Annotated in this window: 19 protein-coding genes, 1 tRNA gene and 1 pseudogene; 5 read left to right on the top strand and 16 right to left on the bottom strand. The window is 44.6% G+C overall.

The features are described from left to right. Positions 1-298: 298 nt before the first annotated feature. A complete protein-coding gene (locus F6K52_RS01025; protein ID WP_293072717.1) occupies positions 299-5,539 on the top strand; it encodes a PAS domain S-box protein in 5,241 nt (1,746 codons plus the stop codon). 20 nt (positions 5,540-5,559) lie between these two features. On the opposite strand, the gene ftsE is transcribed toward F6K52_RS01025, so the two are convergent. Beyond that, positions 5,560-6,231, bottom strand: a complete 672-nt coding sequence (gene ftsE / locus F6K52_RS01020; RefSeq protein WP_293072715.1) for a cell division ATP-binding protein FtsE — start codon at positions 6,229-6,231, stop codon at positions 5,560-5,562. A 42-nt stretch (positions 6,232-6,273) separates the two neighbouring features. Here ftsE and F6K52_RS01015 point away from each other — a divergent pair, with 42 nt between their 5' ends. Further along, positions 6,274-6,456: a hypothetical protein gene (locus tag F6K52_RS01015; protein WP_293072713.1), complete on the top strand. Its 183-nt coding sequence runs from the start codon at positions 6,274-6,276 to the stop codon at positions 6,454-6,456. A gap of 1 nt (position 6,457) precedes the next feature. Here F6K52_RS01015 and F6K52_RS01010 read toward each other — a convergent pair whose 3' ends face one another. The 7 genes from F6K52_RS01010 to F6K52_RS00980 form a co-directional block, all read right to left on the bottom strand. Next, a complete protein-coding gene (locus tag F6K52_RS01010; RefSeq protein WP_293072711.1) occupies positions 6,458-7,249 on the bottom strand; it encodes a WecB/TagA/CpsF family glycosyltransferase in 792 nt (263 codons plus the stop codon). Between the two features lie 517 nt (positions 7,250-7,766). Further along, positions 7,767-8,921 (bottom strand): alanine--glyoxylate aminotransferase family protein, encoded by a 1,155-nt coding sequence (locus F6K52_RS01005; protein WP_293072709.1) that lies wholly within the window; start codon positions 8,919-8,921, stop codon positions 7,767-7,769. 411 nt (positions 8,922-9,332) lie between these two features. Continuing rightward, positions 9,333-9,617 (bottom strand): DUF5340 domain-containing protein, encoded by a 285-nt coding sequence (locus F6K52_RS01000; protein WP_293051929.1) that lies wholly within the window; start codon positions 9,615-9,617, stop codon positions 9,333-9,335. A gap of 36 nt (positions 9,618-9,653) precedes the next feature. Next, positions 9,654-10,574 carry an indole-3-glycerol phosphate synthase TrpC gene (gene trpC / locus F6K52_RS00995; RefSeq protein ID WP_364415505.1) on the bottom strand — a complete coding sequence of 307 codons (921 nt, stop codon included), beginning with the start codon at positions 10,572-10,574 and terminating at the stop codon, positions 9,654-9,656. Between the two features lie 104 nt (positions 10,575-10,678). Next, entirely contained in the window at positions 10,679-12,109 is a 1,431-nt protein-coding gene (lpdA, locus tag F6K52_RS00990) for a dihydrolipoyl dehydrogenase (RefSeq protein ID WP_293072705.1), read from the bottom strand. A 336-nt stretch (positions 12,110-12,445) separates the two neighbouring features. Then, positions 12,446-13,225, bottom strand: a complete 780-nt coding sequence (locus F6K52_RS00985; RefSeq protein WP_293072703.1) for an RNA methyltransferase — start codon at positions 13,223-13,225, stop codon at positions 12,446-12,448. A gap of 17 nt (positions 13,226-13,242) precedes the next feature. Further along, positions 13,243-13,326: transfer RNA gene (locus tag F6K52_RS00980), tRNA-Leu, on the bottom strand. Positions 13,327-13,647: 321 nt separating this feature from the next. On the opposite strand from F6K52_RS00980, the gene murA reads away from it, so the two are divergent. Then, entirely contained in the window at positions 13,648-15,045 is a 1,398-nt protein-coding gene (gene murA / locus F6K52_RS00975; RefSeq protein WP_293072702.1) for a UDP-N-acetylglucosamine 1-carboxyvinyltransferase, read from the top strand. A gap of 88 nt (positions 15,046-15,133) precedes the next feature. Here the strand turns inward: murA and F6K52_RS00970 are convergent, their stop codons facing one another. Then, positions 15,134-16,048, bottom strand: coding sequence for a TIGR01777 family oxidoreductase (locus F6K52_RS00970; protein WP_293072700.1), 915 nt, complete (start codon positions 16,046-16,048; stop codon positions 15,134-15,136). Positions 16,049-16,569: 521 nt separating this feature from the next. After that, positions 16,570-17,088, bottom strand: coding sequence for a photosystem II reaction center protein Psb28 (gene psb28 / locus F6K52_RS00965; protein WP_293072698.1), 519 nt, complete (start codon positions 17,086-17,088; stop codon positions 16,570-16,572). Between the two features lie 701 nt (positions 17,089-17,789). Here psb28 and F6K52_RS00960 point away from each other — a divergent pair. Next, entirely contained in the window at positions 17,790-18,347 is a 558-nt protein-coding gene (locus F6K52_RS00960) for a Uma2 family endonuclease (protein ID WP_293072696.1), read from the top strand. 139 nt (positions 18,348-18,486) lie between these two features. On the opposite strand, the gene F6K52_RS00955 is transcribed toward F6K52_RS00960, so the two are convergent. Then, the gene (locus F6K52_RS00955; RefSeq protein ID WP_075898394.1) at positions 18,487-18,693 is read right to left on the bottom strand and encodes a type II toxin-antitoxin system HicB family antitoxin; all 207 of its coding nucleotides are present in this window, start codon (positions 18,691-18,693) and stop codon (positions 18,487-18,489) included. A 103-nt stretch (positions 18,694-18,796) separates the two neighbouring features. Here F6K52_RS00955 and F6K52_RS00950 point away from each other — a divergent pair, with 103 nt between their 5' ends. Continuing rightward, positions 18,797-19,012, top strand: coding sequence for a type II toxin-antitoxin system HicB family antitoxin (locus F6K52_RS00950; protein ID WP_293072694.1), 216 nt, complete (start codon positions 18,797-18,799; stop codon positions 19,010-19,012). Positions 19,013-19,317: 305 nt separating this feature from the next. Here the strand turns inward: F6K52_RS00950 and F6K52_RS00945 are convergent, their stop codons facing one another. The 5 genes and pseudogenes from F6K52_RS00945 to F6K52_RS00925 all read right to left on the bottom strand — a co-directional run bounded on the left by F6K52_RS00945 (position 19,318) and on the right by F6K52_RS00925 (position 24,187). Beyond that, positions 19,318-22,140, bottom strand: coding sequence for a hypothetical protein (locus F6K52_RS00945; protein ID WP_293072805.1), 2,823 nt, complete (start codon positions 22,138-22,140; stop codon positions 19,318-19,320). Positions 22,141-22,329: 189 nt separating this feature from the next. Then, positions 22,330-22,929, bottom strand: a pseudogene (locus F6K52_RS00940) (NB-ARC domain-containing protein); the annotation flags it as partial. A 102-nt stretch (positions 22,930-23,031) separates the two neighbouring features. Continuing rightward, positions 23,032-23,556, bottom strand: a complete 525-nt coding sequence (locus F6K52_RS00935; RefSeq protein ID WP_293072693.1) for a hypothetical protein — start codon at positions 23,554-23,556, stop codon at positions 23,032-23,034. A gap of 162 nt (positions 23,557-23,718) precedes the next feature. Next, positions 23,719-23,979 (bottom strand): hypothetical protein, encoded by a 261-nt coding sequence (locus tag F6K52_RS00930; RefSeq protein ID WP_293072691.1) that lies wholly within the window; start codon positions 23,977-23,979, stop codon positions 23,719-23,721. Next, positions 23,957-24,187, bottom strand: a complete 231-nt coding sequence (locus F6K52_RS00925) for a hypothetical protein (RefSeq protein WP_293072689.1) — start codon at positions 24,185-24,187, stop codon at positions 23,957-23,959. Before F6K52_RS00925 ends, F6K52_RS00930 begins: the two co-directional genes overlap by 23 nt. Positions 24,188-24,551 lie beyond the last annotated feature (364 nt).

The following is a 24,551-nucleotide window of genomic DNA, read 5'->3' as shown; positions in this document are numbered from 1 at the left end:
AATTTAATTAGGTATGGATAAATCTACTTATCTTTCCCTCTGTTGATAATTATTTGGTAGCTAAAAAAATCTATGCAATTACAATTACCGAGTTTTAAATTTGGTGCTTTCTGATTCAACTAATAGATTATATTCGGTAAATTTCAGGATATAGCTATAGTAAAAATCCGTATTTATACGGTAAATTAATTCATCAAAATTGTGTAAATTCAAGACATATATTTATAATTACAAGACAATTTTCGCGTCTAAATATATCAACAAGACCCCTAGAAGGTCTGGGAGATAAGATCTCGGTATGCCCTACTCAATGGTTTTGGTCTGGCTCAATTTTCTCATAGAAACTGTCCCAATTAGCGATACAGATAGAGCAATGAGTGGTATCTATGACCTACAGTTAGTTGTTCTATGCATTGCTATCGCCTCGATTGTGACCTATACGGTGCTGATTCTAGCTAGACAAGTAAAAACCTCACAAAAGACTAACCGTAAAGGTTGGCTGATTGGTGGGGCAATGATCATGGGAATTGGGATCTGGTCAATACACTTTTTGGGAATGCTAGCATTCCGCTTCCCCACACCTATCACTTATGATACCCCAATGGTACTGCTTTCTTACTGGGTAGCAGTGCTAATATCTGGTGCCGTACTCTATAGTGTCAGCCGCATCAACAACCTCAGACAGTTAATGGTGGGCAGTGTGGTAATGGGATTAGCGATCGCATCCATACCCTACGTGCTCATCGCTGCCATGAGAATACCAGGGCTGATTCACTACAACCTCTTTTTTGTTGCCCTATCCGTTGTTATAGCCAGCTTGACATCGTTTTTCATCTTGTGGCTATCCTTTGATGTGGGGGTAGGAACCGGAAAAGTCCTTCATGGGTGGAAGGTTTGCTGGGCAGTGATCCTGGGATTAGCCATTACCTCTGTACACTATACAACCATGATGGCAGCCAAGTTTCCCGTTAATCCACCATTAGACACTGGGTTTTCTGCGACATTAAATACTTCCGTAGTAACAAGCACCATAGGGATAACTAACCTAATCATCTTCAGCCTCACCTTACTTGCCTCAAATTACGAGCAGAAAACGAATAAAGCACTGCAAGCTCTTAGACAAGAAGCATTGCAAGAAAGCGAAAGGCTATTCCGGACAGTGATTCGAGAAATGCAGGTAGGGGTGTTGCTATTCGAGGCAAAAACCGAATTCATGCTCTTTAATCAGGCGGCTCTGGATATACTGGGCTTCAGCGAAAGTGAATTGTTGGATAAAAGTCCTTTTGGTTCAGATTGGACTATCATTCACGAAGACACCACTCCATTCCCCACTGAAAGTCGTCCTATCCAACAGGCAATTAGCACCCGTAAACTGGTAAGAAATGTGGTTATGGGTGTCCACAATCAAGCGACGAAAGATTGGGTATGGTTACTAGTGAATGCCGATCCCCAGGTGGGGGTGGGTGGGTCAGTAGAGCAAGTCATTTGTACCTTTAGTGATATCACCAATCGTAAGCGAGCCGAGGAAGCACTGCAGCAAGCTGAAGCGAATTACCGCAGCATCTTTGAGAATTCAGTAGAGGGCATCTATCAGATTACACCGGATGGGCGCTTTATTAGTGCCAATCCAGCCTTAGCGAGAATCTATGGCTATTCTTGCCCAGAAGAACTAGTAGAGTCAATCACGAACGTTTCAAAACAAATTTATGTGGACACTGAGGGTCGTAACGAGTTTACTGACTTGCTAGCGGAAAATGGCGCTGTATCATCCATTGAGGCTCAGGCTTACCGCAAAGATGGTAGTGTAATCTCGATTTTGGAAAATGTGCGCCCTGTCCGAGACACTAATGGAAATTTGCTCTACTACGAAGGCTCTGTTGAAGACATTACCGAACGCAAGCGAGTTGAACTGGCCTTGCTGGAGAGAGAGGAGCAGTATTGGTCAGTGGTGGAAAATGTGCAAGAGGTTATTTTCCAAACCGATGGGGTTGGGGTGTTGACTTTTCTCAATCCAACTTGGACAGAAATGACGGGCTTTTCTATAGCAGATAGCATTGGTACTAACTTTATTGATTATCTCCATGCTGATGACCGTCAAACTAATATTGAATTGTTTCAATCCCTAATTACCCACAAACAGGAGTATTATCAGCAGGAACTAAGGTATCTTACCAAAGATGGCGGCTCGGGCTGGCTGGAGATTCATGCGCAATTAACCCTAGATCCTGACAGTAATATCACAGGTACCTCTGGCACTATCCGAGATATTACAAATCGTAAATTAAGCGAGTCACATCTGAAAGAAAGTGAGAAACAACTGCGTCAAGTTATTGATTTAGTGCCTCATTTCATTTACGCCAAGAATCGAGATGGAGAGTTTCTTCTAGCTAACAAAGCCGTTGCGGAAGCTTATGGTACGACAGTAGATGACTTACTATACCATCGGGATGAAGATTTTGCTCAGTCTTTCTTAAAATCCTTCGAGTTTAGAGAGGCGGATTTGCAGGTATTGGAGAGTGGAGAACCGACACACCTTCCAGAAGAGACGATCATCTATCCCGATGGAGAAAAGCGTATCATCCAAACTACCAAAATTCCCTTCTCCTTAGCAATTTCCCACATGCCAGCGGTATTAAGTGTATCGATTGATATATCTGAGCAAAAGCAAGCCGAGGAGGCATTACACCAGCAACTGACTCGTGTAATGCTACTCAAACAGGTGACCCAAGAAATCCGCCAAAGTTTAAACACTAAACAAATTTTTCAGACCACCGCCACACAAATTGGTCAAGTGTTTCAGGTCAATCGTTGCACCATTCATACCTATGTTTCCCAACCCTATCCTCGCATTCCTACAGTGGCTGAGTATTTAGAAAAGGGTTATCTATCCATACTGGATTTAGAACTTCCGATTCTGGGGAATCCTTATTTAGAGCAGTTGTTAGTCCAAGACCGAGCCATCAGTTCCCCTAATGTTTACGAAGACCCCCTTCTTAAACCGATGATCCCAATATGTTGGCAAATTGAAGTCAAATCCATGTTGCTAATTCGTACTTCTTATCAGGGGGAACCGAATGGTGTGATTGGAATACATCAGTGTGATGAATTTCGTCAGTGGAGTCTGGATGAAATTGAGTTACTCGAAGCCGTGGCTGACCAAGTAGGGATTGCTATTGCTCAGGCTCACCTGCTTGAGCAAGAAACCCGCCAACGAGAGCAATTGACTGAGCAAAATTTCGCCCTAGAGCAAGCTAGAAGAACTGCCGAAGCGGCCACTCAGGCAAAAAGCGAATTTCTGGCAACTATGAGCCATGAAATCCGCACTCCTATGAATGCTGTGATTGGCATGACAGGTTTGCTACTGGATACAGATTTAACGTCCCAGCAACGAAACTTTGTGGAAACGATCCGCAATAGTGGGGATAGTTTACTCACCATCATTAATGATATTTTGGATTTTTCCAAAATTGAGTCTGGAAAGCTGGAGTTAGAAGAACAACCGTTTAATTTGATCACTTGCGTTGAGGAATCCCTAGACTTGTTGGCGGCAAAAGCAGCTGAGAAAAAATTGGAGTTAGCTTATCTATTCCATCCCAACACTCCACCTATGATTGTGGGAGATGTGACTCGGCTGCGCCAAATTATAGTCAATTTGTTGGGGAATGCGATTAAATTTACCCATAGCGGGGAAGTGTTAGTTTCTGTAACCGCCCGAGAAGTGAGCACAGGGGAATGCGTTGATGGCAAAGAAAAAGAACAAAGCAATACTGCTAACTACTCCTACCCGTTGGCGTCTGGTCCTGAGTACGGAAAACATTACTCTTTGAGTTTCCCTACTCTAGCCAATGGAAAGGACTACACTTTACAAGGAGAATTTGACCAGACGGGGTATATCAACGGGGTCAGGGGAGCTAACGGAATACAGAACAACACGAGAGACAACACGAGAGTATTTTCACCGCCTCACCCCCAGATTTCCTCCCACAACCCTAACACCACCAGATTTTCTCCTGCTTCGACCCAATCTTCAATCTACGAAATCCAATTTGTGGTCAAGGATACTGGCATCGGCATTCCTGAGGATCGGATCGACCGCCTGTTCCAGTCTTTTTCTCAGCTGGATTCCTCCACATCTCGCCAATATGGAGGCACAGGTCTTGGTTTGGCTATTTGTCAACGGCTAACCACCATGATGGGTGGCAAGATTTGGGTAGAAAGTCAAGTTGGTCAAGGCTCTAAATTCTATTTCACTGTATTGGCTAAACAGCCTGATCCGATCGAGGAACCTAACCTGCCAGTATCTCAGCCATTGTTAGAAGGAAAGCGGCTGCTGATTGTGGATGATAGTGCGACCAACCGCACGATTATCTCCGAGCAAGCCAAGTCTTGGGGTATGCTTACCCAGACAGCAGCATCAGGTAGAGAAGCTCTCGATTGGCTCAGTCAGGGGGATAAATTTGACATTGCCATTCTTGATGGGTATATGCCTGAGATGGATGGTTTTACCCTAGCAACGAAAATCCGCCAGGAGTCTGAGGCTCAAGCCTTGCCCTTGGTAATGCTCAGCTCAATGAGTCAATCAGATACAAAGCATCATCAGAGTCAGCTAGATATTGCAGCTGTCTTAAACAAGCCTATTAAGCAATCTCAGCTTTACGATGTTTTGACCCAGGTGATGAGCGGACAGCCAATCAAGATTAAGCGCACACCTGCTCAACACCTAAAACTTGACACTGAAATGGCGCAAAAGCATCCTTTGCGCATTTTGTTGGCTGAAGATAATATCGTGAACCAGCAGTTAGCCCTGCAACTGTTGAAACGGATGGGATACCGGGCTGATGTCGCGGGGAATGGATTAGAAGTACTCCAAGCTCTTAGTCGTCAGCCCTATGACCTGGTTTTGATGGATGTCCAGATGCCGGAAATGGATGGCTTAACTGCGACGCAACACATTTGTGAACAATGGTCAGCTCATGAACGCCCCTGGATTATTGCCATGACTGCTAATGCCATGGAAGGGGATCGAGAAATGTGCCTGAGTGCAGGAATGGATGATTACATTAGCAAGCCGATCCAGGTACCAGAGTTAGTCCGTGCCTTGAGTCAATGTCCGCACCATCGTGAACCTGCCAACCCAGTACTAGCTGATCCAGCTGTTGACTTTTCGGTTTTGCAATCCTTGATCGACAGTATCGGAGAAGGGGGGGCGGAATGTTTGGTTAGTTTGATTGAAATTTACTTAAAAGATACTCCGAGGTTAGTAAAAAACATGGCTCAAGCAATTATTGAAGAAGATCCAAAAGCCATGGAAATTGCGGCTCACACATTAAAGTCTAGTAGCGCTACCCTAGGGGGGATAAATCTCTCCAAACTGTGTCAGGACTTGGAAAGTCTGGGGAGATCGAAAACCATCACTGGAGCAGCGGAAATATTTCCGCTGCTTGAGTCTGAATACCAACAAGTCAGAGCAGGACTGACCGAGAGTGCTAAGAAAATTGAACAACAATGTTTGAGCCCAGTCCTCTCCCATAATGTTTGATTTTTCGGAAACTATTGCCTCTAAAAAGGGCAATACAAACGACCTTCGCGCATCTGTACTACTGGCTGATTGGAGATTCTGACTAAGTTTTCATTATGAGTTGTGACAATAACTGTAGTCCCTAGGTGATTGAGTTTCCTGAGAATGTTTAATACCTGCCACGAATTGTCGGGATCGAGGTTACCTGTTGGCTCATCAGCTAATATCAACGGCGGTGTACTAACAATGGCACGAGCTAGACTTACCCGTTGTTGTTCTCCTCCTGAAAGTTGCTCTGGAAAACAGTTGGCTTTGTCTTGCAAACCCACTAATTTAAGGGTTGGTGTTAGCCGTCGCTTAATTTCTTTGCGAGTGAAACTCTGTGCCCACAGCACAAAAGCGATATTCTCTGATACAGTTCGCGAGTGTATTAGTTTGTAGTCCTGAAAAACAATCCCCAGGCGACGGCGTAGGAATGACAAGCGATCGCCTCGTAATTGCCCAACATTTAATTGATCGACAAATACTTTACCTTGGGTGGGACGCTGTTCACCATAGAGTAATTTTAGCAATGTGGATTTACCAGCACCAGAAGGCCCTGTGATAAATAAAAAGTCCCCTGACTTGACTTCTAGATTGACGTTAAACAAACCTCGGTTGTTGGGATAGGTTGTTGTCACTCCTTGTAATTGGATTATCGCTTTCTGGGTCATTAGGAATTAGGGAAAGAGAGGGAAGTGTGGGGAGATGGGGAGATGGGGAAATGGGGAAATGGGGAGATGGGGAGATGGGGAGATGGGGAGGCTGAGAAGGTGCTCCCGCAAGCCTTAGCACATAGCCGCTCCCCAAATGCCACGCTACGCGATCGCATCAATATAATACTCGACAATACTCATGTTGTCAGGTGTATTGATTCAGGTCTATTGATTAGGGATTAGATTATGCCATTCTTTGACCTAAGGCTTTGAGAGCAAACTTAGGCAGAACCATCATTCTTTGACCTAAAGCTTTGAGAGCAAACTGAGGCAAAACCATCATTCGCCGCCAACGGTGGGGTTCTTGATACAACCGATATAACCATTCGAGATTATTGTTCCGGAACCAGGCTGGCGCACGGGTTTTAGCCCCTGACCAGATATCAAAGCTACCACCAACACCAATCCAAATGGATTGGGGACACAGGTGGCGATTCTGGGCAATCCAAAATTCTTGACGTGGTACACCTAAGCCCACTAATATGATTTTGGGCTGCTGTTGTTTTAAGGTCAGCTTTAATTCTTCCTCTGCTTCTGCACTGAGGTAGCCATCACTAATTCCAGCGATCGCTAGATTTGGAACTCTCTTCTGCCAAACCCTAGCTGTTTTTTGGACTACATGAGGGGCTGCCCCAAAGAAAAATACTGGGCAAGATTCTCCGTATTGTCCAGCCTTGGCCAGTAAAGACTGAGCTAGTTCAATTCCTGGACAGCGCTGCTTTTTTTTACCGTGAAGTCGTAAGTAAAATATAATACCCGCCCCATCAGGAATCACCAGTTCTGCCTGCTTGATAACGGCAGCTAGCTCAGGGTTGCGCTCTCCCTGGATTGCCATTTCGGCATTTAGAGTTACGACATGACTACCTAGACCTTTGGTGAGACGATCGTCTAAGTAGTTGCTGTAGTTGTCTAAAAGGTGAACGGGTAACCCCAAGACAGGAAATTGTTCAGCTGTTTCAAACATTGGCTTTTGCATACCCTCACATCACCCATGTATTTTATTCTACGTCAGAGCAGTTAAACCCTTCGGCTATAGCCGAACTTGTTATGGTAATTGGAATTTAACTGATGCTGAAATCATTACTGGGCATTGCTTTGAGAGTTAAAAAACTTTTGCTTAAGTCAAATTCTTTTTCCCAGTCAGGGCATAACAGATTTGGGCGGTTATTTAGGATGATCAGGATACAACTCTTATGGCAGAGCCAAAACTTCTTTAATTAACTCCTCAGGATTTGGTACTGATCAGGAAAACTTGGCAATTGGGTTGGGAATTGGGTATGTCATTGGGTCCCAATTGAGAATTGGGATTTGATGGTGGTGTTGAACTCAATTAGGAATTATTCCGCCATCCTTACTGAACTTAGGTGGCGGAAGTTTCATTAAAAATTAAAAAGACTATGAGGAGTTGAACGCGCACGCGTGGCCGTAGGCCAAGGGTTGACCTTTCACCGCAGAACACAGTCAACGGTCAACCGTCAACCATAAACTGTTAATCAGCTCTTGGCAAAGACACTAGCAGCAGCTGCAATACCTGCTCCTGGTGTCATGGATTGGTGTCCCAATTCCTGAAGGGTGGCTTCGAGAGCACCAATGACACCAAGAATATCTTGCTCACTGATAAAACCTAAGTGACCAATGCGGAATATTTTTCCTTTATAGTTGTCTTGTCCCCCAGCTAGAGCAATGTTATAGCGTTTTTTCATCACAGAACGGATTTGTTCCGACTCTACTGATGTGGGAATCACTGCAGTGGCGGCTGGGCTAGCATACTCATCAGAACCAAACAATGGTAATGATAGGGCTTTGACAGCGGCGCGGGTTGCTTCCATCAGACGCTGGTGACGGGAAAATATTGATTCTAACCCTTCTCTTTGCATCATGCGCAGTGCAGCCTGTAGGGCAATGACTAGGTTCACTGGCGGGGTAAAGGGATTGCTGTTTTTAGCAGTAGATTTCTTGTAAGTCCCTAAATCTAGGTAAAACTTGGGCAGGGTAGCTGTTTTGTAGGCTTCCCAAGCTTTAGGACTAACACTGACAAATCCGAGTCCTGGGGGAATCATGTATCCCTTCTGGGAACCAGAGCCTACTACATCGAGACCCCACTCATCAATGGGTACATTGACTGCTCCAAGGCTGGTAACAGCATCAACAATAATTAGGGCTTCCCCGTGGTCTTTGACGTAACGATTTATGGTTTCTAAGTCGTTGAGAACGCCAGTAGAGGTTTCAGAGTGGGTGACGATTACGGCTTTGATTTGCTTTTCGGTATCAGCTTCTAGCTTTTCACGAAACTGCTCTGGATCTAGGGGCTTACCCCACTCGGCAGTAATGGTGTCCACTTCCAGACCAAAAGCAGTACTGATTTTGCCCCAACGGTCGCCAAATTTACCATTAGAACCAACTAAAACGCGATCGCCTGCACTGAGGAAGTTAATAATACCAGCTTCCATGACTCCGGTACCGCTAGCGGTTACAGTCAAGACATCATTTTTGGTCTGGTGTAGCCATTTGAGGTTTTCATTGACCTCTGCCATGATTTCGCTAAATTCGGGACTACGGTGTCCGATCGGGTGTTTGGCCATGGCCAGTAATACTTGTTCTGGTACTGGCGTCGGGCCAGGAATCATTAGTTTGAGCTTGTCTTCCATCTGTAGTTAGTCTTGGTATCTAGGGTTGTTGTGATCTGATGATTGGTTAGTTACTCTGAATTGACCGATTAAGTTTTGGACCTTACCGGACAAAACCGGAAATTCAAGGTTAATTTAGGGGTTAATTTGGGGTTTCACCACCGGAGCATGGGAACGGTTATGCCCAACCATGCTTACACGACCAAACCAGCCGCGCTAGATTTAAACTTGCCTTCAAGTCTGTGTATATTGACACCCTGCAGTTAGGACACTCTTTAGTTGGGAGCCATAGCAAGCATGTGTTATTGATGCCGACAGTGGGAGTAACGCTCCTCAGGAGTAGGTAACAATCTCAAAATATATTGGCTCAAATGAGATACTCTGACTAAATTTCTTAGTTTTTTTTTATGAAGTTGACAATTTGTTGACTATTTAATGGGGGAGTCTTCCTGCTGAATCCGGTAAACCATTTTTTGAGTTATGGGCATCCAATTTGACGCTGTTGAGAGACCAGCGATACTCCATTGGCAAGTTGGCTCGCTGACAGCTTTGTTCTAACTGCTTCTGCTGAACTAGGGCTTTACGCAGAGTACTGATCAATTGATGAACCTGCTGTCGCAATTGGGGGTTTTGACTGGTAGCAAATGCTGTTTGGCGCTCTAGCAGTTGGAGCAGCAGTTCGTAGTGAATATAAGATGGAAGGGGAATTGGATCCATGAAATTTCCTGTACCTCGGTGAGTCGGAGTTTGCCATCAAAATGGACTATTTTTTTGGGGTATAGGTCCCTGATGGCTAAACAAGCTGGCAATAGCAACTGCTGGGTCTGGCTGTTTTACCAATGACTCACCAATGAGGACGGCTGTGGCTCCGGCAGATGCTACCTGATCAAGGTGAGCGTTGGTATGAAGCCCTGATTCACTGACTACCAGAATGCCACGTTCGAGTAGTTGGTTAGCCCTTGCTGCTAGTAATTGACAGGTTGTTTGTAAATCGACGGAAAAATCTTCCAAGTTACGATTGTTTATACCTACTAGGGTAACTCCATCGAGAGATAATACTCGATCTAATTCAGATTGGGTATGGACTTCGATCAAGGGTGTGATCGACAGAGTCTTAGCAATTTTGATAAAGTATTGCAGGTCTTGATCGGAAAGGATGGCTGCAATCAGTAAAACTGCATCTGCTCCGTGACTACGAGCCATGTACATTTGGTAGGGATAGATGATGAACTCCTTACACAGCAAAGGCACGTCTACAGCCGCACGAACTTTTGCCAGGTTTTCCCAACTACCCTGAAAGAATTTTTGATCTGTCAGCACTGAGATCGCACTAGCACCACCCTGGCTGTATGACTGAGCAATGGCTACTGGGTCAAAGTCTTCTCGAATAACCCCTTTGCTAGGAGATGCTTTTTTGACTTCTGCAATCAGGGCAGGACTAGTCTTTCCTGATTTTAGGGCTGCTAGAAAGTCTCGGGGGGGTGGTGCTGTTTGTATTCGCTTGCGCAACTCCACTAGGGGCAGACTTTCCCGCATCTGGTCAATTTCTTTCTCTTTGTGCCAGACAATTTCTTCGAGAATATGGTGGGGTTTATCGTCTGGTAGTGCAACTTGATAGTGCAGGCTTTTGATTTTAACTGCTGGATTAGGTGGGCGTCGGCGAATTTGCATCAGTAGTTTTATATAGTGCGTGAGTGCGTCAGTCCCTCAGTGCGTCAGTTTCTCAGTGCGTCAGTACTAAAATCCTTTGTTAATTAGCAATTAACAAAGGACTTTGACTAATGAGTTACAGCTCGTTTGTAAGCTTCGTCGAGTACTTCTGAGAGAGTGGGGTGAGCATGGACTAAGTAGGCGAGGGAGTTGACGGATTGTCTGTTTGCGATCGCATTTGAGGCTTCGTGAATTAAGTCAGAGGCGTGGATACCTAGGATGTGGACTCCTAGGACTTCCCCGGTATCTTTACGGTAGATTACTTTCGCTACCCCATCTGCTTCTCCTTCTGCGATCGCTTTAGAATTACCCTTAAAGTAAGATCTTACAACGGATACTTCAAAGCCTTCTTCGGAGGCCAATTTTTTGGCTTGTGGTTCGCTTAGGCCGACGTAGCTGATTTCTGGATGGGTAAAGGCGGCTGCGGGTATGCTGCGGTAGTCTACGGTGCGCTGACGTCCACAGATATTCTCTACTGCGACAATACCTTGAGCGGATGCGGCATGGGCTAACATCATTTTCCCAGTGGCATCACCAATTGCCCAAAGATGGGGTACGGGTTCCCCTGCTGAAAGTACTGCCATGGTGTCATCTACGGGAATAAAACCGCGCCGGTCTGTTTCCACTCCTACGGCATCTAGTCCTAGGTCTTTGGTGGCCGGAATCCGACCTGTAGCGACCAAGCAAGCATCGACTTCGAGTACATCGACTACTTCCTTGGTTTTGGTATCTGCTAGTTCAATTACTACCGGGGAACCGGGAGTTACTTTCATCGCTAGCACCCCAGTGTGGGTTTCAATGTCCCGAGGTTTGATCAGGATTCGTGTGGCTAGTTTGGCAATATCAGGGTCAAAGGTTGGCATCAGGTCGTCTAGGGCTTCGATCATGGTGATTTCAGACCCTAGTGCTGTGTAGACATCAGCAAACTCTAGACCAATGTAACCACTGCCCACGATTGCTACCCAATCTGGCAGCCATTCTAGTTTGATGGCATCATCGCTGGTAAATACGGTTTTGCCATCAATCTCAATTCCTGGGGGTACAAAGGGAATTGAACCAGCGGATATCATAATATCTTTGCCAGTGATAGTTGTTTCACCATTTTCTGTAACAACGGTTACTTTTTGAGAAGCAGCTACTTTACCCCAGCCTTTGATAATATCCACACCCAAGCGTTTTAGGCTGTTGGTCAGGTCACCACGAATCTTACTGACTAGATTGCTGGCATGATTTGCGATCGCATTTCGGTCAAACTCAACCCCTGCTACTGTAATCCCAAGGGCATTGAGGTGATTAGCGTCCTGTAGCTCTCGCACTCTACCTGATGCGGCTAATAGGGCTTTAGAAGGGATGCAGCCCCGGTTAACACAAGTTCCGCCCATGTCACCGGCTTCAATAATAGCGGTTTTAAGACCACAGCTAACTGCGTGTAAAGCAGCACCATGACCCCCCACACCAGCACCGATAATCACTAAATCGTAATCAAACTCTTGACTCACATCTATCTCCTAGTCTAGATTGGGTATACTTTGTTAGTCTTTATTATTTTCAACTTGACCAATCCAGGATTGCAAGTGCTCAACCATTAAGATTGGGAGGGTGAAGTATGAAGTATCAAGAAGAGCATTCAGCTATCAGCCATTAGCTATCAGCCATTACCTTTGGCCTTTAGGTCACACTACGGAAATGGCCAACCTATTTGAAGTGCTGATAGGCTATGGGCAGGCTACTTGAGGTAATTTGGAATAAAATAAGCTGACCACTGACCGCTGACCGCTGACCGCTGACCGTTTTGTCAGTCAAGCAGCCCACCTCACACTTGACACTAAAGACTTTCAGAAACGTTGCCGTTTAGCTTCGTACAACATCAAGGCAGCAGCAATCGCTACGTTTAAGGATTCTACTCCTGGCATCAGGGGAATCTTAACTTGCTGATCTGCGGTTTTTACCAACTCTTCCTTAAGTCCAGCTGCTTCATTGCCCAGGAGTATTAAGCTAGGACAGCGCCAATCTATATCCCAGTAACTGACCTTAGCATCTGGTACTGTGGCTACTACTTGTATGCCTTGAGCTTGAGCTTGAGCTACGAGGGTGGGCAAATCCGGGGTAACTGCCATGGGCAGACTGAACCACTGACCGACTGAGGCTCGCAATACTTTAGGATTATCTAGCTCTACACTATCGGAACTTAGCCACAATCCTTCTGCACCAGCGGCTACGGCAGTTCTAATGATTGTGCCAAGATTTCCTGGGTCTTGTATAGTTTCTAGGGCTAGCCCTAAGGAGAGGGAATTGAAGGATTTCGGGGAAAGGGGAAGACGGGTTGCTGTGGCTATCACTCCATCTGGCTCAACTGTAGTAGCGATCGCTTTTAGTACAGACTGACTTACCACTTCCACTCTTTGAGACCGAACGGAAGCATCTTGGGATAGTTGTGGATGAGCTTCCAGCCATTCTGGTGTATAGCAGAGGGTTACTAGGGGATAATCTACGGCACAGGCTTCTGCCAACAGGTGGGTTCCCTCCAACAGAAACAGGTCTTGCTGCCGACGTCCTTTTACTCTGTGCAGCTTGCGAATTTCCTTGACTAGGGGATTCTTAGTGCTTGTCAGCATACAAGTCTGGCTAATTATGCGGAACCCGGGACTTGAACCCGGAAGTCCTTGCGAACACTAGAACCTGAATCTAGCGCGTCTACCAATTCCGCCAGTTCCGCTTTTGTTGGCGTTATAGCAATCTTTGCTGATTCCGATAGTGGTCAGTTCTGAATCAGAACTGTCACGGTTGAGGATTCCACAAAGGAATTGCTAGTGGGCTTGCTCTGTTAGCTCACCGGTTTTTTAGTATACAGCATTTACTGCTATTGTGGACAAGTTTCTTGTCGATAGCCGCAACGCCTGGAAATTTCCCGGTTTACATTGCCAACTTCTGAGTATAGTGGAAAACCTTACATTCGATCAAGATACTTGGAAAACTAGACATTTATAAAGTTTCAGGTAAAATCAAAACCAAATTTAACATTTCGCCAGAAATTACAATGATTTTGGAGGATAGACCCATCAATCACTCTCAAAGCCAGATAAATCCACAAGCTCTGTCCCAGGAAAACGAATCGGTTCTCAAGATTTGGGGTAGAGCGTCTCTCCACGGACAGGTAAAAATTAGTGGAGCTAAAAATTCTGCCTTGGCAATTATGGCAGGAGCTTTACTGTGTTCTCAAGATTGCCGACTGCGTAATGTGCCGTCCTTAGTAGATATCGAGCGGATGAGCCAGATTCTTGCTGCTGTGGGAGTCAAGCTCAAACGTAGTGGTGACATCTTAGATCTAGATGTCAGCCATATCGGACAATCAAAAGCTCCCTATGAGTTGGTGAGCCAGCTGCGAGCTAGCTTTTTTATCCTTGGTCCGATGCTAGCGCGATTGGGAGTGGCACGGATACCACTGCCTGGTGGCTGTGCGATTGGTGCTAGACCTGTAGACCTCCATGTCAGGGGTCTACAAGCTATGGGCGCTCAGGTTCATATTGAGCATGGCATTGTCAATGCTTATGTGAAAGGCACAGGTAACAACAAGCTAAAGGGGGCGAAAATCTACCTGGATTACCCCAGTGTAGGCGCAACAGAAACTCTGCTGATGGCCGCGACTCTGGCAGAAGGGGAAACCACCCTTGAAAATGCCGCTCAAGAGCCAGAAGTGGTGGATTTGGCGAATTTCTGCCGAGCGATGGGAGCTCAAATTAGTGGTGCTGGTACTAAAACTATTAGTATCTCTGGGGTTTCTAGTTTACATTCGGTGGATTACCCGATTATTCCTGACCGGATTGAAGCTGGCACTTTCTTGGTAGCTGGGGCAATTACTCAGTCTGAACTGAGCCTTTACCCAGTAATACCGGAACATTTAACGGCTGTGATTGCTAAGCTACGGGCAATTGGTAGTGAGGTGATGGTTGAGGAACCGAATTGCTTACGAATTATTCCTCATAAACTAAAGGCAATGGATATTGAAACTTTGCCTTATCCTGGATTTCCTACGGATATGCAAGCCCAGTTTACGGCGTTGCTGGCTCTGAGTGAAGGAAACTGTGTGGTTAGCGAAACGGTTTTTGAAAATCGGCTGCGTCATGTAGCTGAATTGAATCGCATGGGGGCGGATATCCGGGTTAAAGGGAATAATGCGATTATCAGAGGTGTGCCAATGTTGTCGGGAGCACCAGTAGTGGGTACGGATTTACGGGCATCTGCTGCACTTGTGGTAGCTGGGTTAGGGGCAGAAGGAATAACTACTATTCAGGGACTCCGTCATTTAGACCGGGGTTATGACGATTTGGAGGGTAAACTCCGACAACTTGGTGCTAGAGTAGAACGGGTTTCGGCTCAGATAGAGGAAGAGGAACTTCCTCCGACTCCCACTAATGCCATGACTGCAACACCGTAGAGTTATAGTCATTAGTCATTAGTTATTAGTCATTGAGAAATTGTTAATTGTTAATTGTTAATTGTTAATTGTGATCAATTTTCAATTTTCAGTTTTCAGTTTTCAATATGTCTATTAGAGCTTGTTTTACTGTGGGATACTGATATTCCCATCCATAACTAGTAGTTCGCTTGGGTAGCACCTGTTGACCTTCCAAGACGACTATGGCTCCTTCTCCCAGCAAGGCTTCTAGGGCAACACTGGGAACTGGTAGCCAGGAGGGACGATTGAGAACATCTCCAATGGCTTTACATAGTTCAGACATCAAGACAGGATTGGGGGCTGTGGCATTGAAAATCCCTTCCATGTCTGGTCTGGTTAGGGCAGCTATGATTAAGTTCACTAAGTCATCTCGGTGAATCCAAGAAAACCATTGGCGACCGGTACCGATTGGCCCTCCAGCAAACATTTGAAAGGGGGGTATCATTTTGGCTAAGGCACCGCCATTGCCCAAAACTATACCGATGCGCACAATCACTAGTCGCACATCAGCTTCTTTGACTTTCTGGGCTTCCCCTTCCCAGGCTTGACAAACCTCTGCCAGAAAGTCGTCTCCAGCAGGACTTGTTTCATCAAAGGTTACTGTTTCACTAGTGCCGTAGTAACCAATGGCAGAAGCGTTTACTAATACCGTGGGTTTAGGGTCAGCAAGAGCGATCGCTTCCACAATTTTTTGGGTCCCTAATTGGCGGCTATTGAGGATTTCCTGCTTACGGGCTGGTGTCCAGCGCTCCTCAGCAATGGGGGCTCCAGCTAAATGGACTACACCATCACAGCCTGCGATCGCATTTTGCCAATCCCCTGATTCGGTGGGAGTGTAGGCAATAGTTTCTATATTAGGAAATTGCTTCCTAGCTTTAGCTGAGTCACGGGTTAAGATTAAGGGCTGATGTCCTTCTTCCTGTAGACGCTCCACTAAGCGGCTACCGACAAATCCTGTTGCTCCAGTAATTGCGACTTTCATACTTCATCCTTCATGGTTTATATCGTGTCTGATAGCACACTCATATGTTTGCATCGTCCGCTCAATTGCCTCACAACGAACATGCGCAGCATGAGTGTCAGATGAATTGCGGACAGGGTTTATCTCGCTTATACTAGATATAGTAGGGAAGACAAATTAAGAGCTAACCGCCACCTACTAATCAAAAGTACAACTTATTGTATTGTTCCGGCGCGGAGGGGCATCCCGTGTCGTTAATAAAGCTTACCGAGTATCCTAACCGTTGGGTGGAGTTGGTAAGAAGTCCACACTGTAATCTTTGATTCAGTTTGGGAGTATGTCACGTTAACCTGGAACGGGACCCGAAGACCGGGGGAAATTTTTAGAATGGGCAATGAATCGGGCCTGATCTGCTGTTGCGGATTTACATGAGGTTTTATTAAATCAGCAAAAAAACCTTAAACTCTTGTCCATTCTGCCTTCTGCCTTCTGCCTTCTGCCTTACTGTTATGCATTTTTAATGCATAACGGCTTATCACCCTTTATCCTTCAGTTGCTGGTTTGGTTTCACCGTAAGCCATACCGTTGGCTTCAGCGTACCGACTCATGAAGCGCATGAAGCGTTCCCAGTGGTCGTCTTGATCAATTTCAACTTTACACTCCACTCCTGCTAGGTCATCTCCTTCTGGACCACCGAAGCGAAATTTTATTGAGGATGGAGTCATATTAATCACCCCTTCTTCGTCTGTTAAGACCATTGATTGAGAAAATCGGTTTCTATAACTGTTGAATTGTTCAATAGCCTTTAACTTTTCAAAGGTCATCAAGACGATGCGGGCTCCTGAGCGTCGGTTTTTTCTGAGGCTGACGTCACTCAGCTGTTCATAAATACCGTCAAAGAATTGGATGGATGGTGTTGAGGAGTTCATTTTAAATCTAAAAATATGCTTAAATTTTAGTATATCGCCTGAAGAGGGGTTGACAAAATTATTTTTATAGGAAACAGGGAATCGGGAGTCGGGAGTCGGGAGTCGGGAGTCGGGAGCTTGTAGGGTGGGCAAAGAAAGTTTGGTTAGTTTTGAGTGGTTTAGATTAGATTACTTTGCCCACCAGACTTCAATTGGTATTTGTTTTTACTCTTGATATTCTTGTAGGGTGGGCAAAGAAAGTTTGGTTAGTTTTGAGTGGTTTAGATTAGATTACTTTGCCCACCAGACTTCAATTGGTATTTGTTTTGACTCTTGATATTCTTGTAGGGTGGGCAAAGAAAGTTAGGTGATTTTGATTCGTTTAGATTAGATTACTTTGCCCACCAGACTTCAATTAGTATTTGTTTTGACTCTTGATATTCTTGTAGGGTGGGCAAAGAAAGTTAGGTGATTTTGATTCGTTTAGATTAGATTACTTTGCCCACCAGACTTCAATTGATATTTGTTTTGACTCTTGATATTCTTGTAGGATTAAAAAAAAATTGGGAAGTTTTAGTGGTTTAGATTAGATTAATTTGCCCACCAGCCTTCAATGTTTTTTTGACTAAGTTTAATTATTAATGATCGATATTACGTTTAAAAAAAAAAGCCCCATAAATCCCTAATAATTGTAAAAATATTATAGTTTTATAGCCTTTTTTGCAGTTATGAATTACACATAATTTTTTAAATCTTCCCGATTCCCGATTCCCGATTCCCTACTCCCTACTCCCTACTCCCTACTCCCTACTCCCTTTATTCTATACTAATAGTGTCACTCTCTTGAAACTGTCATGATTGCTGATAAAAGCCCCAATTACATTTCCAAAGAAGAGTATCTATCCTACGAAGAGGATAGTGCCATCAAACACGAGTATAGTGATGGAGAAGTCTATGCCATGGCTGGCGCGAGTGATGCCCATGTTACTATTGCCCTTAACCTGGCTTCAGCCTTAAGAAATCATGTCAGGGGCACTGGCTGTCGGGTTTATATGGCAGATATGAAAACTTATGTCGAAGCATCCAATAGTTATTATTATCCTGATGTTCTAGTGACTTGCGATACCAGAGACCGAGAATTAGCTAACTATAAAAAATATCCTTGTTTAATTGTAGAAGTTTTATCTCCCAAGACTGAAGCATTTGACCGGGGTGACAAATTTTCGGACTATCAACAATTAGAAACCTTGGTGGAATATGTTTTAATTAGCCAAAATCGTAAACGCCTAGATTGCTTTCGCCGGAATTCCGAAGGAGTTTGGACATTGCAATTTTATTATCCGGGCAGTGAGATTCATCTAGAAACTGTGGATTTTAGGACTAGTCTTGAGGCTTTGTATGAAGATGTATAGGGCAAGGCAATAGGCAATAGGCAATAGGCAATAGCGATGCAGCGCTGCTCCCTGCTCCCTGCTCCCTAAAACCCATATATTTGTACCTCACAAGTCCTAGAATTGCTATAATAGGCAAATGCTTACTTTTAGACTAATTTCAGGCTACCTCTAGTATCTTTGGAGTTGGTAACTCTTTATTAACTTGGCTATAAGCGTACACCAAATCCTCTAAAACTTCCTTAGCATTCTCAAGAGCTTCCTCATAGGTGTCACCGTGGGTACGAGCATAGTTACCCCATTCGGGTAAACTAGCCACATAAGAGTTATCTTCCTCTGACCATTGAATTAAAATGCTATATTTCATGATTCATCCTCCTGTTCTAACTCTGCCAGTTCTTTGAGTACTTCTATCACTTCTTTTTCTTGATAAGGTCATAGACTTAGATAATTTACAGAAATAAATACAAATGACAAACCACTATAGTATCTTAATTCAATGGTCAGAGCAAGACCAAACCTACATTGCCAGTTTGCCAGAATTTGGTCCCTATGCTCATACCCATGGCAGCAGCTACGAAGAAGCTCTAAAAAATGCTAAAGACGTGTTGGAGCTTTTGGTAGAAGATTACCAAGCTAGAGGGAAAGAGTTACCTTTATTAAATTCTTCAAAAATAACGGTATAATTAAAGAGTACAAAAACTGACTTTGCCACGCTAGGCGCAAGGCAAGAGGCAAGAGGCAAGAGGCAAGAGGCAAGAGGCAAAAATTGACGTGCATTAGCTTTTAAGCTTTTATCAATGTCAAACACCTTAATGCGTAGTTCTATACTTTAATTTTATAATAAATTTCAACTGAATCCTAACACTGGTTAACTTCACACCCAGTAAAGCTAATCATAATTCCTCTATCCTTGATTAACTCTTGCCTCTTGCCTTTTGCCTTTTGCCTCTTCCCTACTCCCTGCTCCCTACTCCCTGCTCCCTCTTATTTACTTCCACCATCGACTAACATCTTCAACCGCTGCTACCGTTTCTCTTAGGGCTTCAATACCCCCAAACTTGATGATTAAAGGAGCTAATTGAGGAAGAGCTTCAAAAAAATTGCGACGGGTTAGACTAGCTAAACCATCAAGAATTTGTTGCCAAAGAGGAAAATCAACTGACGAAGGAGTTAAGGTCTTAATTAAGTCCTTTAAAGCATAGGTTCGGAATAATTGATTGGAAATGCCTCTGGCGCAATCTAAGGCTTCCGGTAACACTTCGGGTAAGTGGGGGACTAAGGCCACTAAGGCTCTGGCTCGGGAGTCTTGATCGGAAATCCCTCTGGCGGAATCTAAGGCTTCTGGTAACACATCGGGTAAGTGGGGGACTAAGGCCACTAAGGCTCTGGCTTGGTATCTTTCATCGGAAATTCCTCTGGCGCAATCTAAGGCTTGGGTTAACAACACATCGGTTAAGTGGGGGGCTAAGGCCAGTAAGGCTAATGCTCGGTCTGATTCATCAGAAATCCCTGTGGCGCAATCTAAGGCTTCCGGTAACACATCCGGTAAGTGGAGGGCTAAGACGAATAAGGCTCTGGCTCGGTATCTTTCATAGGAAATCTCTCTGGCGCAATCTAAGGCTTGGGGTAACAACTCTTCCGGTAAATGGCGGGCTAAGGCTCCTAAGGCATTGGCTCGGTCTGATTCATGGTCAATCCCTCTGAGGCAATCTAAGGCTTGGGGTAACAACACATCGGTTAAGTGGGGGGCTAAGGCCAGTAAGGCATTGGCTCGGTCTGATTCATGGTCAATGCCTCTGACGCAATCTAAGGCTTCCGGTAACACATTCGGTAAGTGGGGGGCTAAGGCTGTTAAGGCATCGGCTCGGTGGTATTCATGGTCAATGCCTCTGGCGCAATCTAAGGCTTCTGGTAACACATCCGGGAAGTGGGGGGCTAAGGCTGTTAAGGCATCGGCTCGGTGGTATTCATGGTCAATGCCTCTGGCGCAATCTAAGGCTTCTGGTAACACATTCGGTAAGTGGGGGGCTAAGGCTGTTAAGGCATCGGCTCGGTATCTTTCATAGGAAATCTCTGTGGCGCAATCTAAGGCTTGGGGTAACAACACATCCGGTAAGTGGGGGGCTAAGGCTGTTAAGGCTAATGCTCGGAAGTATTCAGACTTAATCCCTCTGGCGCAATCTAAGGCTTGGGGTAACACATCGGGTAAGTGGGGGGCTAAGGCTGTTAAGGCATCGGCTCGGTATTTTTCATCGGAAATCTCTGTGGCGCAATCTAAGGCTTGGGCTAACAACACATCGGATAAGTAGGGGGCTAAGGCCACTAAGGCTCTGGCTCGGAAGTATTCAGACTTAATCCCTGTGGCGCAATCTAAGGCTTGGGGTAACAGTTCTGGTAAGTGGGGGGCTAAGGCCACTAAGGCTCTGGCTCGGTGGTATTCATCGGAAATCTCTGTGGCGCAATCTAAGGCTTGGGGTAACAACTCTTCCGGTAAATGGCGGGCTAAGTCAACTAAGGCATCGGCTCGGTATCTTTCATAGGAAATCTCTGTGGCGCAATCTAAGGCTTGGGGTAACAGTTCTGGTAAGTGGTGAGCTAAGGCCAGTAAGGCATCGGCTCGGTATCTTTCATCGGAAATCCCTCTGGCGCAATCTAAGGCTTGGGGTAATAACACTTCGCTTAAGTGGGGGGCTAAGGCCACTAAGGCATCGGCTCGGTGGTATTCATCGGAAATCCCTCTGGCGCAATCTAAGGCTTGGGGTAACACATCAGGTAAGTGGGGGGCTAAGGCTCCTAAGGCTCTGGCTCGGTATATTTCATTGGAAATCCCTGTGGCGCAATCTAAGGCTTTGGCTAACAACACATCGGATAAGTGGGGGGCTAAGGCTCCTAAGGCATTGGCTCGGTATATTTCATTGGAAATCCCTGTGGCGCAATCTAAGGCTTCTGGTAACACATTCGGTAAGTGGGGGGCTAAGGCTCCTAAGGCATCGGCTCGGGAGTATTCATCGGAAATCCCTCTGGCGCAATCTAAGGCTTCCGGTAACAGATTGGGTAAGTGGGGGGCTAAGGCCACTAAGGCTCTGGCTCGGTATCTTTTATGGGAAATCTCTCTGGCGCAATCTAAGGCTTCCGGTAATAAAGAAGCGGGAAGATACTCACTAATTGCCTCCAAACCCTGTACTTGACTGCTATATTCTTTATTCTGTCGGACATAAGCTAGTGCCTGGGCTGGCGTCCAAATTTTGTTCTTAAGTAATGCTGCCATTAACTCTGGAGGAATATTGCTAGCCAAGCTATTGAGGGATGTCGTAATCAGAGCATACCGACACTGTAAACTAATCGATTCTGTAGGATTTTCCTTAAACTTAGCTGCTGCTATTGCCCAAGCTCTGGATACATCCTTGATAAAATTAGCAGTGTTTCCCTGTCTCTCACACTTCCAATACCAACCGTTATCTCCTGCTGGAGTTTCTTCTTTCAGGAGTTGATGAATTTCATTAATTCTTTTGGCTTTCTCTAGGTGCCAGGTTAAGTGGCTATAGATATAACCATCATCGGGTAAGCTATGCCATAATCCCTTATCGGTCTTAGTTTGATAACGTTCTAATAATTGCTGATGAGCTTCTATAATGGATAATCCTAACTCTGGTTGCAGCAAATTACGGGCTAAATCATGTAACAAGTCATGGAGGCGATAGTTAGTGTCTTGGGTACTAGAGACCCCTGGTAATAATAACGCTTTTTTTCGTAAGACTCTTAAGGTCTTTTTGGCTTGAACTGAATTACAGTCCCATAACGTTTTCGCCATGGTTTCAGTAATAGTGACATCCTCCGGCAGTACCCCTAACCAAGCAAATTGTTTCAATCTCTCGGCAGATAATCGCTTTAAACTGAGATTAAAGGAAGCGACTAGACTGTAGTTTTTGCGCTTCGCGTCACTTGGTTCTTCCTCTGCTTCCAATCGATCCAAGGCTTCTAAATCAGCAATTTCAGCTTGTAATTCACTAAGTAACTCTTCCCAAGAGAATCCATCCCTAACTTGAGCAGCTGCTAATTCTAATCCTAGGGGTAAGTAGCCCACAGTTTTAGCTAAGGTTTTAGCATAGTCGAGTTCTTGATTAGTTAACTCATTGTTGAAACAAGCGGTTAATAACTCTAAGGATTGCTTTGGAGTCATCACATCTAAATCATAGCGAATCGCACCGTTAACTGGGGCTTCTCTTGTGGTCACTAAAACCCGACAGCCACCCCCTGCTACTCGAAAGGGTTCAACATGGTCAGGATGCCAAACATCATCCACGACTAGCAAGGCTTGTTTATCGGATAATAATGTTCTTAATTGTAACGAAGCGCTATCAATATTAATCGGTTTGAAGTCATAATCTCCTAATGCCTGTATCCACGTACTTAGAAAGGATAAGATATCAGGCTGCTGACCTAAGGTTGCCCAAAAAATCCCATCGGGAAAATGGGATTGAACATCTTTGTCATGGGCTAAGGCTGCAGCTAAGGTAGATTTACCAATTCCTCCTAAACCATAGATGGCACTAACCACTAAGGTGCCAGCTCTAGCGGTTTCTTCCGATAAAAGCTTTTGTTTTAGTTGTTCGCTTACTTCCGGGCGTTCGACATAATACGCAGGTAGTGGGGGTGCTTGATTTGTTCGAGTTTGGTTAACCTGCCTCCCAGGCGACTGTAGTCAATTATAATTATTAGTTATTTTGTCTCCACCAATACTATCTCCTCCAATATTATCTCGACCAATACTATCTCTTCCAATACTATCTCTTCCAATATTAGTATTACCTTGATTAATATCTCCTTTGGCAAAGTTCTCCACGTTTTCAATTATGTTCTCAATGTTGTAAGTCTCACTAGTAGCCTGGTGGGATTCCAAGGCTTTGGTAATCTTTTCAAGAATTTCCTCTAAGTTAGGCAAAGCTTCAGCATCAACCGTAGTCACCAAACCCTCGATACTTTGGGCAACTTTGGGATTTTGCTTCGCTGCTGCTTCTACCTCCAATACCATCTCAGCATAATCAAGAGGTTGCTCTGGAGCTTGCTCGATAGCCATTACTGTATCTGGAGACTGGTTTCTGAGGGATTCCACAAACTGGTTAGTCTGGTCCCATACAACTTGCCCGACATTTTCTCCAGTTTTTTCTAAGGCTTTAGTGGCGAGCACAGTAGAAATAGCGACAACGGCAGCAGCTAATGGTTCCATAGTTGAAGGAGATTACTCACAGTTTTAGTATATAACTTTAGCAAAGGGAGCAGGGAGTCGGGAATCGGGAATCGGGAATCGGGAATCGGGAGTCGGGAATCGGGGGATAGGGTTTGAGTTTTTTTAATAACTGAGTAATCTCCAATTTAAATTGGCAAAAGATTAGCTATTGATAAGATTTTGATACTCATCGTGTGTGCCAATCCAAATCCAGTAGTAATCGTTACCTTTCTTGATTGCTAAAGCCCGGTAGTTAAGAGTGATACGTACTGACCAAAGATTGTTACCCACTTTCTTGAAGTGCAATGATGGATGAAATTGATTTTGCTGCCAAATTCGGTAAGCTTTTCGCGCTTGCTCCTTAACTGAGGTCGGAAGTAAGGCGTAAGTTTTCCAAAAATCAGGTGTCGTAAAGGATTTCATTAAGCTCCTTAACTTGATTGGTAGCAATATCTGCTTCTGCTCGCTTCATCAGGCTATCTAGCTTTCCCGATTTTAGGTCAGATTCTAGCTGCTGGTCCCACCGATTGTCTAAATCATCTAAATAATGTTGTAAGCGGGCTGCCAGCTCTCGAATCTCGCTCTTCGGTAATTGTCGAATAGCCGTTTCGATTTCATCAAGGGTTAACATAACTAGTTTGTAAATGATGATTGATACTATCCTATAGCATTTTTAGTTTAAATGTAAACATAATATTGATGTAAAAAGGGAGCAGGGAATAGTCAACAAAAATTATTACAATTAACTTAGGATTAAAATAACCAAAATAAAGCCAAAACTTTACACATATTTTAGTCTATAAAATCCTAAATTACTATTTGTAAATAAATGTAAAACTTTTCAATTACTCCTTGCATTTTTCCCAGGAGTTATTTATACTATAGAAAGTTACGACCGATACTAATAACCGCGCTGGTAAGAGGCTTAATCAACATCAGCGCGGTTTTCCTCCCACCTAAATAGGAGTTACTTCTATCATGGCAAAAATATCACG

Source organism: Moorena sp. SIO3H5, from assembly GCF_010692395.1.
Taxonomy (GTDB): Bacteria; Cyanobacteriota; Cyanobacteriia; order Cyanobacteriales; family Coleofasciculaceae; genus Moorena.
This window is presented reverse-complemented; position numbering and strand designations above follow the sequence as displayed.